The organism is Actinoplanes teichomyceticus ATCC 31121 (assembly GCF_003711105.1).
GTDB lineage: Bacteria > Actinomycetota > Actinomycetes > Mycobacteriales > Micromonosporaceae > Actinoplanes > Actinoplanes teichomyceticus.
This window is the reverse complement of sequence record NZ_CP023865.1, coordinates 2,196,015-2,209,481: the sequence shown is the minus strand read 5'-3', so window position 1 is coordinate 2,209,481 and position 13,467 is coordinate 2,196,015. Positions and strand designations below refer to the sequence as shown.

Sequence of the window (13,467 nt, the reverse complement as noted above, 5' to 3'; positions counted from 1 at the left end):
GCGGCGCGCGCCCGGGCGGCATGGTGGCGAGGACATCCGCCAGAGGCAGGGAGCCGGCGATGCGCGAGCGCTACGAGATCCGGGTACGCGGCCGTCTCGGCCCGCTGCTCCGCAGAATCCTGGGTGACCTGCGGATCCGCGCGCTCCCCCGGCACAGCGCCATCCGTGGCCGGCTCTCCGCCGCGGATCTGGACCGCCTGCTCGACCGGCTGGACCGGTACGGCGTCGAACTGGTCCAGCTGCGCTCGATCGCCACGGAGTGCCCGCCGCGCGCCACCGGCGACCGGTCGGTCGCGGCCGTGCCGGAGGGCAGCCGCGGCGAGGCATGACCGGTCCGGCGCCGCGCGGAGCGGCGTCATCGGTCCGGGACGAACGGCGGGTCCTCGGCGTCGACGTCGGTGAGCCGGCGCACCTCCAGCAGCTGCAGGCCGAGGCCGTGGATGCGGGCCAGGAGCCCGAACAGCGCCGACTGGTCGGCCAGCTCCCCGCACAGGACCGTCTCGGCCGGCTCCTCGGTGATCCGCAGCCCCTCGATGTCTCCGACCAGGTCCGGCGGGATGAGCCCGGCCAGCCGCAGCTGGTACAGGGCCCGGGACGGGGCGGACGCGGAGCGCTCGGCCGGCACGTTCATCGTCTCAGGTTGCGCCCGCGCCAGCCGGCGCGGATCCTCCCCGCCGGATGACGCCCACGCCGCGCGAGGCCGGCGCGGCCGCGAGGCCGCGTCCCGGTCGGCCCGCATAAGGGCCCGCCCGCGGCCCGCCTTGAGTAGGCTGAAAATCACCGAGTGTCATGAGGGGTGGTCAGGGCTCGGGGACCGGGCCCGCGCAGGGTCATGTCGGAGCAACCAGCGCAGTACAGACGGGGCCTGACATCCGGGCTCGCCGCCGACGACCCCTCTCGCCCCCCGGACGATGCCGGCCGCGCCGCCTGCCGGTCACCGCATGTGGATCCCGCCGCGCCCCAGCCGATCAATGGAGCCTGCCGAACGCCGGGCACGACCGACATCGAGGCCTTGCCGTGACGAGCGAAACGACGGTTCACACCGGAACCGGCACCGGACCGGCGGCCGGCATCGACCCGCTGCTGGCCGCGAAGTTCACCGTGCCGGACACCCCGCCGTTCGCGGTGCGGCGCACCCGGCTGCTCGACCGGCTCGGCGCCGCCGTCCAGCAGCCGATCACGGTGGTCACCGGCCCGCCCGGCAGCGGGAAGACGGTGCTCGCCGCTTCCTGGGCGGCGTCGGGCCGGGCGCCCGGCCCGACCGTGTGGATCAGCCTGGAGGAGGGGGACGACGTACCGGCCGTCTTCTGGCCGTATCTCGTCGAAGGGCTCAGCCGCGCCGGCATCACCCTGTCGCCGACGATCGACGAGGCGATCGGCACCGGCGCGTTCGAGCGGCCCCTGCTCGCCCGGCTCGCCGCGGATCTCGCCGCCCACCACGGCCCGGTGGTGCTGATCCTGGACAACGCCTCGATGCTGACCGACCGGCGACTGGCCGAGGACCTGGACGCGCTGCTACGGCACGCGGACAAGCACCTGCGCCTGGTCCTCGCGGGGCGGTGGGATCCGCCCCTGCCGCTGTACCGCTACCGCCTGGCCGGAACGCTCAGCGAGATCCGCGCCGGCGATCTGGCCTTCACCGTCGCCGAGGCGGCCGACCTGCTCAGCGGGCACGCCGTGGCGCTGCCGGAGCGGGCCGTGCGGGCGCTCGTCGAGCACACCGAGGGGTGGGCCGTCGGTCTGCGGATGTTCGCCCTGGCGGCGCAGGGGCGCGGCGACGCCGAGGAGCTGATCGCCACCGTCGTCGGCGACGAGTCCAATCTCGCCGAGTACTTCCTGGGCGAGGTGCTCGCGAGCCAGCCGCCGCAGGCGCGCGAGTTCCTGCTGTGCACCAGCATCGTCGACGACTTCACCCTCGATCTGGCCGAGACGCTGGTCGGGCGGGGCGACGCACGACACATCGTCGACCGGCTGGAGCGGGCGAACGCCTTCCTCCAGCCGGTCGCCCACGACCCCGCGGTGCACCGCTACCACCGGCTCTTCGGCGAGCTGCTGCGCGCCCAGCTGGCGTACGAGGATCCGGCCCGGGTACCCGAGCTGCACCGCCGGGCCGCTGCCTGGTTCGCCGCCCGGGGACGGCCGGTCGACGCCGTCCGGCACGCCGTCAGCGGCGGCGACTGGCGGCACGCCAGCACCGTGCTGCTGCGCGACCTGGGAGTCGGGCACCTGCTGGCCGGCGGCGAGTCCGACCGGCTCGTCCGGTTGTTCCACGACATGCCGGACGACGTGGACGGCCCGGAGGCCGAGCTGGTGACCGCCGCCCGGTGGCTGGCCCGCACCGACCCGGAGCGGGCGGCGGCACACCTGCGGCGTGCCGCGGAGCGGGCCGACGCCGCCGCGACGGACCCGGCGACCGCGCCGGTACGGGCGACCGCGGCGCTGCTGGACACCGTCGCGAGCGCCATGCGGGGCGATGTCCCGCGGGCGTTGCGCTCGGCGGAGACGGCCGGCGCGCTGCTCGCCCGGCTGCCCGCCGAGCACCCCGAACTGGACGCGATCAGGTTGTTCTGGCGGTCGGTGGCGCAGGGCGAGGCCGGGGCGCTGGACGACGCCATCGCGACGCTGACCGACGCCACCCGCGCCCTGCCGCCCTCCGGCTGGGACGGCCTGCGGCTCAGCTGCCTGGAACGGCTCGCCCTGCTCAACGCGTACCAGGGCCGGCTGTGTGAGGCGGTCGCCGCGGCCGGCCAGGCGGCGCAGCTGAACAGCCGGCACCGGGCGGCGCAGCGCCCCCGCCCGGCCGTGTCCGCCGCGCTGGCCTGGGTCGACGCGGAACGGTGGTCGGCGGCGACGGCGTGGGCCCACCTGCGTGCCGCGGAGGGCGCCGGCGCCGACGACCCGCTGGTCGCCGCGGCGGTGGCCCTGGTCCGGTCCCGCCTGCTCAGCGGCCGGGGGGAGTTCCGCAGCGCCGCGACCGTCCTGGACGAGGCGCAGGCGCGCGACGATGCCGGGCGCCGGCCGCGCTGGCTGCACCAGGAGATCACGGTGAACCGGGCCCAACTGGCGGTCTCCATGGGCAGCCCGGACGAGGCGCTGGCCACCGTCGCCACCCTGGACGACCGGGACTCGGCCCAGGCGGTGCTGGTCAGCGCCGCCGCCCGGCTGGCCAAGGGCGAGGCCCGGCAGGCGGCTGACCTGGTCAAGCCGATCCTCGGCGGCGCCGGGTCACCGCCGCCGCTGCTGATCGACGCGTGGCTGATCTCCGCCGCCGCGGCGAGCGAACAGGGCGAGCCGGCAGCGACGGTGCACCAATCGTTGCAGCGGGCGCTGACGCTCGCGGCTCCCGACGGCCACCGGCGCCCGTTCCACCAGGGCGGGCCCCGGCTGCGCCGGCTGCTGCGCGGCGATCCGCAGTTCGCCGCCGCCCGCCGGCCCCCGGACGCACCGCCGGAGCGGGCGGCCCCGGCCGAGGCGAGCTCCGTGGCGGCGCCGCCCGGCACGCCGATCCTGGTGGACCCGCTCAGCGAGCGGGAGCTGGAGGTGCTGCACCATCTCGCCGCGATGCTGGGCACCGAGGAGATCGCCGACGCGATGTACCTGTCGGTGAACACGGTGAAGACCCACGTCCGCAGCATCCTGCGCAAGCTGGCCGCACCGCGGCGCAACGAGGCGGTACGTCGCGCCCGCGCGCTGGGGCTGGTCTGAGCCGCCCGGCTCAGCGCGCCGGCCGCGCGGCCGGCCCGGCCACCGGCGGCTTCGTGCCCGTGCGCAGCAGCTCGATCACGGCCACCAGCGCGAGCAGCGCCAGCGCCAGCCCGAGCACGACGGCGCCGGTCGGCCTGGTCCACAGCGCGTACACCGTGACCACCAGCAGTACCGCCGCGGTCCGCAGCGCGGTGGCGTGCGCCGCGACCCAGCGATCCGCCACGGTGCTGCCCCAGCCCAGCCGCCGGGCGCCCAGACGCAGCGCCACGAGCAGCCATCCGGCGCCGGCGCGCAGTTCCCGCGCCGCCCGCCCGGGACCGGTCAGCCAGCCGCCGAGCCCGATCGTCAGGCCGGCCGCGACCACCGCCAGTACCCGCAGCCGCAGCTGTCCCACCAGGGCGTCCCACACCGCCGCGGCGGCGCCGGACGCGATGCCGCCGGCGGGCAGGTGCCGCAGGTAGTACCCGCGGCCGAGGGCGAGGGCACCCAGCAGCGCCAGCAGGACGGCGGCCGTCCCGAAGCCCGCGACCGCCAGCATCCGGCGGCGGCCCGGCGCGACGCCGATCGCCACGACCAGCAGCAGGAGAGCCAGGACGACCGAGGGTACGGCCAGCGTGTCGAGCAACCCGGCGGCGCGCTGGATCCGCGGGATCTGCGCGGACTGCACGATCGGGAACGTCAGGCTCACCGCGGGGATCCGGTCGGCGAACGGGACACCGGCCGCCACCAGCTGAGGTTTGATCATCGCGAGGAACGCGCCCAGATCCACCGACACGGTGCCGTCCTGGATCCCGATCACCCCGTCCCCGGTGCCTCGCAACGCCGCCACCAGCCCCTCGTGGGCGGCTCGGTTGGCCTGCTCCCAGGCCCGCACGAACCGGTCGGAGCGCACCACGTCGCCGATTTGCGCGCGGGCGAACGACTGCACGGCCTCCACCACCGGGCGGCGCAGGACCGCCAGCTCGGCCGGGGCGCCCTGCTTCACCAGCGCGTCGAGCACCCGGGTGGTGATGCCGTCGACGTGCAGCACGGCGACGACCTCCGCCGTGATCCGGTCCGCCACCGCGTCCTGCACGGCCGGATCCCGGGCCAGCGGCGCGGTGGCCCCGACGTACCGGTCGGTGTCGAAGACCACGGCACGCGCCCACAACGCGACCGCGCCGACCGGCAGCAGCAGGCAACCGGCCAGCAGCAGCGTCGTCGCCAACGCCCACCGCCCGCCACGGCGGCGCCGCTGCGCCGGCGGCCGGGCCGCCAGCAGGGCACGCAGCCGCTCGTTCTCCGCCCGCAGCAGCGCCAGTTCCCGCTCGGCCGCGGACGCCTCGGCATCGGCCATGGCTCCCCTCCGGCTCGACCACCCGGGCGGCGCGGCGGATGCGGTCCCGGCGCGGCTCGGTGATCGCCCGGAAGCCCACACGGTAGGGCCGTCCGGCGCCGGACCGCGTCCCCCGGTCCGGATGGTCCGGCAGGCGGGGCGCCTCCGGGCCGCCGGACGGCGGACGCGGCGCACCCGGGCCGCGGGACCCGCGGCGCCCACTCATCCGCACCGGACGATGACACCGCCGGTCGCGGGCCACAGACTCGCCGCATGTCCGACGACGGCGGCATCGACACACCCGGAGCCCGGTGTGCCGGTGCCGGCCGGTCCGATCGCGCCGAGCCGGGGGCGAGCGGAGCGCCGGCCGGGCCGGGCCCCGGTCCGCACGCTGCGGGCGCCGCCCGGCCGCCGGACCGGTACGGGCTGCTCTTCGTCCTGCTGCTGGGCAGTTTCAGCACGGCCATGATGCTGGACAACCGCTCGGCCCGGATGGTGAACCTGCTGCTGTACGCCACCACGCTGCTGCTCGCGCTGCGCCTGGCCAGATTCCCGCCACGGTCGGCACGGTGGCTGTGCTGGGGGCTGCCGAGCGGCTCCGCCGCCGTCGCCGTCCTGGCGGCCACGAGGCCCGGCCGGGTGGTCGAGGCGCTGGCCGCGCTGTGGGCGGCGGCCATCCTGTTGTTCAGCGTCTGCGTGATCGTGCTGCGGGTGGTGCGTCACCGGGTGGTCTCGGTGCAGACCATCCTCGGCGCCCTCAGCGCCTACCTGCTGCTCGGCTTCCTCTTCGCGTCGCTGTTCACGGCCGCCGCCCGGATCGACACCGCGCCGCTGTTCACCGGCGCTCAGCCGGCGGACAGCGCCACGATCCAGTACTTCGCCTTCGTCACCCTCACCACCACCGGGTACGGCGACCTGGCCCCGGCCGGGCCCAGCGGGCGCAGCCTCGCGGTGCTGAACGCGCTCACCGGCCAGATCTTCCTGGTGACGCTGGTGGCCCGGCTGGTGTCGGCGTTCGGGACCGAGCGGCCGCCACCGGGTCCGGGCCGGACGGGCGGCGGGTGAACCCGGTCGCCCGCCACCATGCCCCCGGGGTGTCGTGACCGCCCGGTCGGCTCCGCGCGCGTCGCCGAGGCGGCGCCCCGCGGCGGCAGTGGCCCGCGCGCGACGTCGTACGCCGGGCCGCCGGTCACGTCGTCGAGGGACGGGGCCTCGATCCGCCGGTCACAGCCGGGCGATCGCCGAGGCCGGGTCCTCGATCGCGTCGGCGACGGCACGCATGAAGCCCGCCGCCGTGCCGCCGTCGCAGACCCGGTGGTCGAACACGAAGCTCATCTGGGTGATCTTACGAACGCACAGCGCGCCGTCGACCACCCACGGCCGGTCGATGATCCGGCCGAAGCCGAGGATCGCGACCTGCGGATGGTTGATGACGGCGGCGCTGCCGTCCACCCCGAAGCCGCCGTAGTTGTTCAGCGTGAAGGTGCCCGCGGACAGCTCGCGCGCGGTGGCCCGGCCCGCCCGGGCGACCGCGGTGAGCCGGCGGATCTCCTCGCCGAGCCGGGTGGTGTTCATCGTGTCCGCGCCGATCACCGCGGGCACCACCAGGCCGCGCTCGCCCTGCACCGCGATGCCAAGATCGACCCGGTCGAACTGGACGATCTCCTGCCGGTCGGCGTCGAAGCGGGCGTTGAGCACCGGGTACCCGCGCAGCCCGGCCACCACGAACCGGGCGAGGTAGGCGAGCAGGCCGGGGCCGCCCGGGTTGCTCTCGCGCAGCTGCCACAGCCGGGTCGCGTCCACGTCGACCCAGACGGTCGCCTCCGGGATCTCGGCACGGCTGCGGGTCAGCGCGGCGGCCGCCGCCTTGCGGAACCCGGTGAGCGGCACCCGCCGCTCCCCCGCCACGGAACCGGGTGCGTCCCCGGGGCCGGGCGCGCCCGCCGGAGCAGGCGTGGCTGCCGGAACAGGTACGTCCGCCGGACCAGGCGTGGCTGCCCGAAAAGGCGTGGCGGCCGGAACAGGCGTGGCTGCCGGGCCGGGCACGGCCGCCGCAGCGGTGGCCGCGGACGCGGCGATGGCCCGCTCGACATCGGCCCGCATGATCACGCCGCCGGGCCCGGTCGGCTCGACCCGGTTCAGATCGACGCCGCTGTCCCGGGCCAGATGGCGCACCAGCGGCGAGATCACCCGCGGTGCTCCGGCGGCGGGGGCCGGGCGCGCTCCGGCGGCGGGAACCGGCTGCGCTCCGGCGGGAACCGGCTGCGCTCCGGCGGGAACCGGCTGCGCTCCGGCGGCCGTCCGGACCCCGGCGCGTGGCCGGCGCCGCCGGGCGGTGACCGGCGCGCCCGATGTGCCGTACCCGATCAGCACGTTGCCGGAGCCGGCCTGCTCCTCCTCGCGGTAGCGGTCGGCGGCCGACTCCGCCACGGTGATCAGCGGGTCGCCGACGGCGAGCGTGCTGCCCGCCGGCACGTGCCGGGTGGTGACCCGGCCGGCGTACGGCGACGGCACCTCCACCAGCGACTTGGCCGTCTCCACCTCGGCGATGCCCTGGTCCACGGCGACGACGTCGCCCTCGGCCACCAGCCACTGCACGACCTCCGCCTCGGTCAGGCCCTCGCCGAGGTCGGGCAGCCGGAAGATCCGCTCGGTCATCACTGCTCCCACTGCAGGTCGTCGACGGCGTCGAGGATCCGGTCCACCCCGGGCAACTGGAAGTGCTCCAGCTTCGGCGGCGGGTACGGGATGTCGAACCCGGTCACCCGGCGGACCGGCGCGGCCAGGCTGGTGAAGCACCGGTCGGTGACCCGGGCGACGACCTCCGCGGCGACACCGGCGAACCCGGCCGCCTCGGTGACCACCACGGCGCGCCCGGTGGAGCGGACCGCCTCGCACACCGTCTCGTCGTCGAACGGCACGATCGAGCGCAGGTCGACGACCTGCAGGCTGCGCCCCTCGGCGGCGGCGGCCTCAGCCGCCTCCAGGGCCACCGCGACGGTCGGCCCGTACGCGATCAGCGTGGCGTCGGTCCCGGCGCGGCGCACCACGGCCGTGCCGATGCCCGGCGCCCGGACCGGCAGCTCCACCTCCTCCTTGCTCCAGTACAGCTTCTTGGGCTCCAGGAAGACGACCGGGTCCGGAGCGGCGACCGCCGCGCGCAGCAGCGCGTAGGCGTCGGCCGGCGTGGCCGGCGTGACGACCTGCAGGCCCGGCGTGTGCGCGTAGTACGCCTCCGAGGAGTCGCAGTGGTGCTCCACTCCGCCGATGCCACCGGCGTACGGCACCCGGATCACCATGGGCAGCGCGACCCGGCCGCGGGTGCGGTTGCGCATCTTCGCGACGTGGCTGACGATCTGCTCGAACGCCGGGTAGGCGAACGCGTCGAACTGCATCTCCACGACCGGGCGCATGCCGTTCATCGCCATGCCGACGGCCATGCCGACGATCCCGGACTCGGCGAGCGGGGTGTCGAAGCACCGCGTCTCGCCGAACTCGGCGGTGAGCCCGTCGGTGATCCGGAAGACGCCGCCCAGCGCCCCGACGTCCTCACCGAACACGATCACCGCCGGGTCGTCGGCCATCGCGTCGCGCAGCGCCCGGTTGAGCGCCTGCGCCATCGACAGTTTCCGGTGTACGACCGTCATCCGAGCGCCCCTTCCCGGCTCAGCTCGTCGGCGACCAGCGCCGCCTGCTCCCGCAGCTGCGGGGTGGGAGTCGCGTAGACGTACGCGAAGAGGTCCTCGGGATTCGGTTCGACGTCGCGGTTGAGCCCGTCGCGCAGGTGCGCCGCGACCCGGTCGGCCGCCGCGGCGAACCCGGCCTCCGCCTCGCCGGTCAGCGCGTCCCGCTGGCGCAGGTAGCTCCGCAGCCGGGTGATCGGGTCGCGCTCCGCCCACGCCGCGACCTCGTCCTCGTCGCGGTAGCGGCTGGCGTCGTCGGCGTTGGTGTGCGCCTGCATCCGGTAGGTGTGCGCCTCCACCAGCTGCGGTCCCGCCCCGTCGCGTGCCCGCCGCACCGCCTCGCCCAGGACGGCGAGCAGGGCCGCCATGTCGTTGCCGTCGACGCGTTCGGCGGCCACGCCGTATCCGATGCCCTTGTGCGCCAGGGACGGCGCCGCCGACTGGCGCGCCAGCGGGACGCTGATCGCGTACTCGTTGTTCTGCACGAAGAAGACCACCGGCGCCCGGAACACCGCGGCGAAGTTGAGCGCCTCGTGGAAGTCGCCCTCGCTGGTGCCGCCGTCGCCGCACATCGCCAGCACGACGGTCGGCTCGTCACGCAGCCGGGCGGCGTACGCCACCCCGACGGCGTGCGGCAGCTGGGTCGCCAGCGGCGTCGCGTGCGGCGCGACCCGGTGCTCGTACGGGTCGTACCCGCAGTGCCAGTCGCCCTTGAGCAGGCTGAGCGCCTCCACCGGGTCGACGCCCCGGCCGACCGCGGCCACCGTGTCACGGTAGGTGGGGAACAGCCAGTCGCCCGGGTCGAGGACCTGGGCGGCGGCGACCTGGCAGGCCTCCTGGCCGTGCGAGGACGGGTAGACCGCCAACCGGCCCTGCCGGACCAGCGCGTACGCCTGATCGTTGAGCCGGCGGGCGACGATCAGCGCCTCCAGGGACCGGAGCAGGACCGCGTCGTCCGGGGCGGCGTAGCGGCCGTCGCCGACCGGCTCGCCGCGGGGGTCGATGAGGGTGACAGGAGCATCGGACGGCAACAGCCGACGGGAGTCAGGCGTCATGCGGTAATGGTGTGGCCCACACCACTTCTGTTCCATAATCTGGGACAGATCGAGAAACTTGCGTTCCGTGGACGGCCGCAGCGGGCCAGATGTCCACCCGGACGGTCGATGCGGCAGGGGGACGAAGACAGGTGGCCAGCACGCTCGACGACATCGACCGGCGGATCCTCGCCGAGCTCGGCCGGGATGGCCGGATGCCGATCCGCAAGCTCGCCGAGACGCTGCACATCTCCCGGGCCAACGCCTACGCCCGCGTCCAGCGGCTGCGCGAGACCAACGTGATCAAGGGGTTCCGCGCCGACGTCGATCACGTCTCCGCCGGGATGGGCACGTCCGCCTACGTCACGGTGAACCTGCGCCAGGCGGACTGGCGCCCGGTGCGCGAGCGGCTGCGGGCACTGCCCGGCGTGGTGCACATCGCCCTGGTCGGCGGCGAGTTCGACGTGATCCTGCTGGTCCGCGCGCGGGACAACGCCGACCTGCGCCGCCTGGTCCTGGACGAGATCCAGGGCATGCCGGGAGTCGTCAACACGCGGACCCTGCTGGTGTTCGAGGAGTTCGAGTCGCCGGCGCCGGCGTCCGCCGGGGAGCCCGCGCCGCCCCGGCTGGACGCCTAGGGTTCCGGCCGGGGCGGATCCGGCGGGCCCGGCTGCGCGCCCCGCGCGGTCAGCCCGGCATCTCCTCCGGATCCAGGTCGACCGAGCTGCGGATCTCCGAGATGTTCCGGTAGGTCGCCAGCGGCATGGCGCGCAGGGCGCGGACCGCCGCCGAGTCCTCCGACGCGCCCCGCTCGGTGGCGTGCCGCACGATGGCGTCCTTGTCCGCCGGGAAGTCGAGATCCTCCAGCAGCGTCTGCACTTCGGCAAAGGTGTTCGTACTCATGCCGGGCGCATACCCCGAGGTGGGCGTCCCATTCGTGGCCCCGGCGGCGAGCCGGGCCGCGGGCACCCGGGGGCTCGGGTGTGCCGGTCGGCCGGCGGCGCGCGGGCGGTGGCCGATACCATCGCCGCGGTACAACCCACCATCGGAGGTCACGTGGCACCGGACGACATCTCGCGCCGTGAAGCGCAGCGGCTTCGCGGGCTCGCCGAGGCGGCCCGGGTGAGCCGGACGTTCGAAATCCTCGCCGAGAACGGCGCGCTGTGGGTCTGGGGCGACCAGGACGAGATCCTGTTCACCGAGGACGCGAAGCGCCGCACCCTGCTGCCGGTCTGGCCGTACGCGGCGGTGGCCCAGCTGGAGCACGAGGGCGAGGTCGACGGCGAGCACGCCATCCGGATCCCGGTGCGGGTGTTCCTCGACGAGTGGCTGCCGCAGCTGCGCGAGGACGACGCCGACATCGCGATCTTCCCGGTCGAGGAGCGCAGCGCGGCGACGCTCACGCTCGACGAGTTCCGATCGAGGCTGACCGCCGCGCTCCGCCTGAACTAGGCCCGGCGACCGGTCCGACCCGCGGGCTCGCGGCCGGGCCGTCCCGGCGAGCCCGCTCGCCGGGACGGCAGGCGATCAGGCAAGATCGTCGGGTGCTAGCGGATGACGAGCTCGACACCACGATCCTGACCGAGCGGCAGCGCCGGATCCTCACGGTCATCCGCGACGGGGCCCGGCGGCACGGGTACTCGCCGTCCACCCGGGAGATCGCCGACGCGGTGGGCCTGGCCTCCACCTCGGCGGTCAGCCGGCACCTGCGGGCCCTGGAGGAGCTCGGGTTCCTGCGGCGCGGGCGCGCCACCCGGCCGGTCGACGTGCGGATGTTCCTGCGCCCGGCCGAGCGGCCGCGCGCCGAGCCGGCCACCATCGGCGTCCCGGTGCTCGGCGAGATCGCGGCCGGCACGCCGATCCCGGCCCAGGAGAGCGCCGACGAGGTGCTGTCGCTGCCGCCGGAGCTGGTCGGCCGGGGCAGCCTGTTCGCCCTGCGGGTGCGCGGCGACTCGATGATCGACGCGGCGATCTGCGACGGCGACCTGGTCGTGGTCAAGCAGCAGCCGGAGGCGTACAACGGGGACATCGTGGCGGCGATGATCGACGACGAGGCGACGGTCAAGGTGTTCCGGCGGCGGGGCGGGCACGTGGTCCTCCAGCCGCGCAACCCGGCCTACCCCGACATCGACGGCGACCACGCGGTCATCCTCGGCAAGGTGGTGTCGGTGCTGCGCAGCGTGTGACCGCGCGGCGGCGCGACGGGGTGACCGCGCGGCGGCGCGACCGCGCGACCGCGCGACGGGGTGACCGCGCGGCGGGAAGCACATCGAGACGTACAGATTGCTAACCGATGTCGATGTGGTTACGGTGGGAGCGCTCCCAGTCGGCCCTTCTCCCCGGAAGGAAGCCCATGCAATCCGTATCCCCTCGCCTGAGATGGCTCGCGGCCACGGCCGCCGGCGCCACCGTCGCGGCCGGCGCCGTCCTCGCCACCGCGGGCGCCGCCGAAGCCGGCTCGATCAGCGGCACCCTCTACCGCGACCCGAACACCGCCGCCGCCCGCTGGGTGGCCGCCAACCCGAACGACTCCCGAGCCGCGGTGATCCGCGACCGGATCGCCAGCCAGCCGGCGTCCCGCTGGTTCGCCAACTACAACTCGACCATCGGGTCGGAGGTCTCGTCGTACGTCAGTGCCGCCAACGCCGCGGGCCAGATCCCGGTCCTGACCGCCTACGCCATCCCCAACCGGGACTGCGGCGGCGCCAGCGCCGGCGGCGCGCCGGACCTCACCGCCTACCAGAACTGGATCAACGCGGTCGCCGGCGGGCTCGGCAACCGCACCGTCCTGGTGATCCTGGAGCCGGACTCGATCGCGCTGCAGACCTGCCTGAGCGCCGGTGAGCTCGCCGCCCGCAACGCGGCCCTGGCCAGCGCCACCCGGACGCTGAAGGCGGCCAACCCGAACGCCAAGGTGTACCTGGACGCCGGCCACTCGACCTGGAACAGCGCCGCCGAGCAGGCCAATCGGCTGGTCGCGGCCGGCGTGGCCGACGCGGACGGGTTCTACACCAACGTGTCCAACTTCAACCCCACCTCGGCGGAGACCGCCTACGGCCGGGCGATCATCAGCGCGCTCAACGGCCGCGGCGTCACCGGCAAGCACCAGGTCGTGGACACCAGCCGCAACGGCGGGGCGGCCGGGGACTGGTGCGGGGACGACAACACCGACCGGCGGATCGGGACGTACCCGACCACCGCGACCGGTGACAGCGCGGTGGACGCGTTCCTGTGGGTGAAGCCGCCCGGTGAGGCGGACGGCTGCCGGTACACCGCCGGGTCGTTCCAGCCCGACCTGGCGTACAGCCTGGCCAGCGGGGTGCCGAACCCGCCGGTGACCAGCTCGCCGACCGCTGTGCCGTCGTCCTCGTCGGCGTCGCCGTCGCCCAGCGGCAGCAGTGGCACGCCGCCGGCCGGGTGCTCCGCGGTGTTCCGGGTGACCAGCTCGTGGTCCGGCGGGTACCAGGCGCAGGTCACGGTGACCGCCGGCCGGGCCACCACCGGCTGGGCGGTGTCCTGGGCGCTGGGTGGCGGGCAGTCGGTCAGCCAGGTCTGGGGCGGCACGCTGAGCACCAGCGGCACCGCGGTGACCGTACGCAACGCGTCCTGGAACGGCGCCCTCGGCGCCGGCGCCTCCGCCGAGTTCGGTCTGATCGGCAGCGGCAGCGCCACCACCCCGGCGCTGACCTGCACCGCCTCCTGAGAACCGGCCGCCGGCCCGGACCCGCCA

General features: G+C 75.4%; 13 protein-coding genes. 7 read left to right on the top strand and 6 right to left on the bottom strand.

The features are described 5' to 3' along the window. Positions 1–59: 59 nt before the first annotated feature. Positions 60–329 (top strand): hypothetical protein, encoded by a 270-nt coding sequence (locus ACTEI_RS10020; RefSeq protein ID WP_187645933.1) that lies wholly within the window; start codon positions 60–62, stop codon positions 327–329. Positions 330–355: 26 nt separating this feature from the next. Here the strand turns inward: ACTEI_RS10020 and ACTEI_RS10015 are convergent, their stop codons facing one another. After that, on the bottom strand, positions 356–631 hold the full coding sequence (locus ACTEI_RS10015; protein ID WP_122977401.1) for a hypothetical protein: 276 nt from the start codon (positions 629–631) through the stop codon (positions 356–358). A 386-nt stretch (positions 632–1,017) separates the two neighbouring features. Here ACTEI_RS10015 and ACTEI_RS10010 point away from each other — a divergent pair, with 386 nt between their 5' ends. Continuing rightward, positions 1,018–3,705, top strand: coding sequence for a winged helix-turn-helix domain-containing protein (locus ACTEI_RS10010; protein ID WP_164465895.1), 2,688 nt, complete (start codon positions 1,018–1,020; stop codon positions 3,703–3,705). A gap of 10 nt (positions 3,706–3,715) precedes the next feature. Here ACTEI_RS10010 and ACTEI_RS10005 read toward each other — a convergent pair whose 3' ends face one another. Beyond that, positions 3,716–5,041 carry a hypothetical protein gene (locus ACTEI_RS10005; protein ID WP_122977399.1) on the bottom strand — a complete coding sequence of 442 codons (1,326 nt, stop codon included), beginning with the start codon at positions 5,039–5,041 and terminating at the stop codon, positions 3,716–3,718. A gap of 252 nt (positions 5,042–5,293) precedes the next feature. Here ACTEI_RS10005 and ACTEI_RS10000 point away from each other — a divergent pair, with 252 nt between their 5' ends. After that, positions 5,294–6,085, top strand: a complete 792-nt coding sequence (locus ACTEI_RS10000; RefSeq protein WP_122977398.1) for a potassium channel family protein — start codon at positions 5,294–5,296, stop codon at positions 6,083–6,085. 159 nt (positions 6,086–6,244) lie between these two features. On the opposite strand, the gene ACTEI_RS09995 is transcribed toward ACTEI_RS10000, so the two are convergent. From ACTEI_RS09995 to ACTEI_RS09985, 3 genes are read right to left on the bottom strand one after another with little or no spacing between them, the layout of a single operon-like run. Then, positions 6,245–7,678 (bottom strand): dihydrolipoamide acetyltransferase family protein, encoded by a 1,434-nt coding sequence (locus ACTEI_RS09995; RefSeq protein WP_122977397.1) that lies wholly within the window; start codon positions 7,676–7,678, stop codon positions 6,245–6,247. Beyond that, complete coding sequence (locus ACTEI_RS09990) at positions 7,678–8,667, bottom strand: alpha-ketoacid dehydrogenase subunit beta (protein ID WP_122977396.1); 990 nt, start codon at positions 8,665–8,667, stop codon at positions 7,678–7,680. Before ACTEI_RS09990 ends, ACTEI_RS09995 begins: the two co-directional genes overlap by 1 nt. Next, the gene (locus ACTEI_RS09985) at positions 8,664–9,758 is read right to left on the bottom strand and encodes a thiamine pyrophosphate-dependent enzyme (protein WP_122977395.1); all 1,095 of its coding nucleotides are present in this window, start codon (positions 9,756–9,758) and stop codon (positions 8,664–8,666) included. Before ACTEI_RS09985 ends, ACTEI_RS09990 begins: the two co-directional genes overlap by 4 nt. Positions 9,759–9,847: 89 nt before the next feature. Here ACTEI_RS09985 and ACTEI_RS09980 point away from each other — a divergent pair, with 89 nt between their 5' ends. Next, positions 9,848–10,375, top strand: coding sequence for an Lrp/AsnC family transcriptional regulator (locus ACTEI_RS09980; RefSeq protein WP_122977394.1), 528 nt, complete (start codon positions 9,848–9,850; stop codon positions 10,373–10,375). A gap of 49 nt (positions 10,376–10,424) precedes the next feature. On the opposite strand, the gene ACTEI_RS09975 is transcribed toward ACTEI_RS09980, so the two are convergent. Further along, entirely contained in the window at positions 10,425–10,640 is a 216-nt protein-coding gene (locus ACTEI_RS09975) for a DUF2795 domain-containing protein (protein ID WP_122982035.1), read from the bottom strand. A gap of 153 nt (positions 10,641–10,793) precedes the next feature. On the opposite strand from ACTEI_RS09975, the gene ACTEI_RS36850 reads away from it, so the two are divergent. From ACTEI_RS36850 to ACTEI_RS09960, 3 genes are all read left to right on the top strand, one after another. Continuing rightward, on the top strand, positions 10,794–11,189 hold the full coding sequence (locus tag ACTEI_RS36850) for a DUF2750 domain-containing protein (protein ID WP_164465894.1): 396 nt from the start codon (positions 10,794–10,796) through the stop codon (positions 11,187–11,189). Next, entirely contained in the window at positions 11,156–11,923 is a 768-nt protein-coding gene (gene lexA / locus ACTEI_RS09965) for a transcriptional repressor LexA (protein ID WP_372443250.1), read from the top strand. The genes ACTEI_RS36850 and lexA overlap by 34 nt, the downstream gene beginning before the upstream one ends. Positions 11,924–12,090: 167 nt before the next feature. After that, positions 12,091–13,440 (top strand): glycoside hydrolase family 6 protein, encoded by a 1,350-nt coding sequence (locus ACTEI_RS09960; protein WP_122977391.1) that lies wholly within the window; start codon positions 12,091–12,093, stop codon positions 13,438–13,440. Positions 13,441–13,467: the final 27 nt, after the last annotated feature.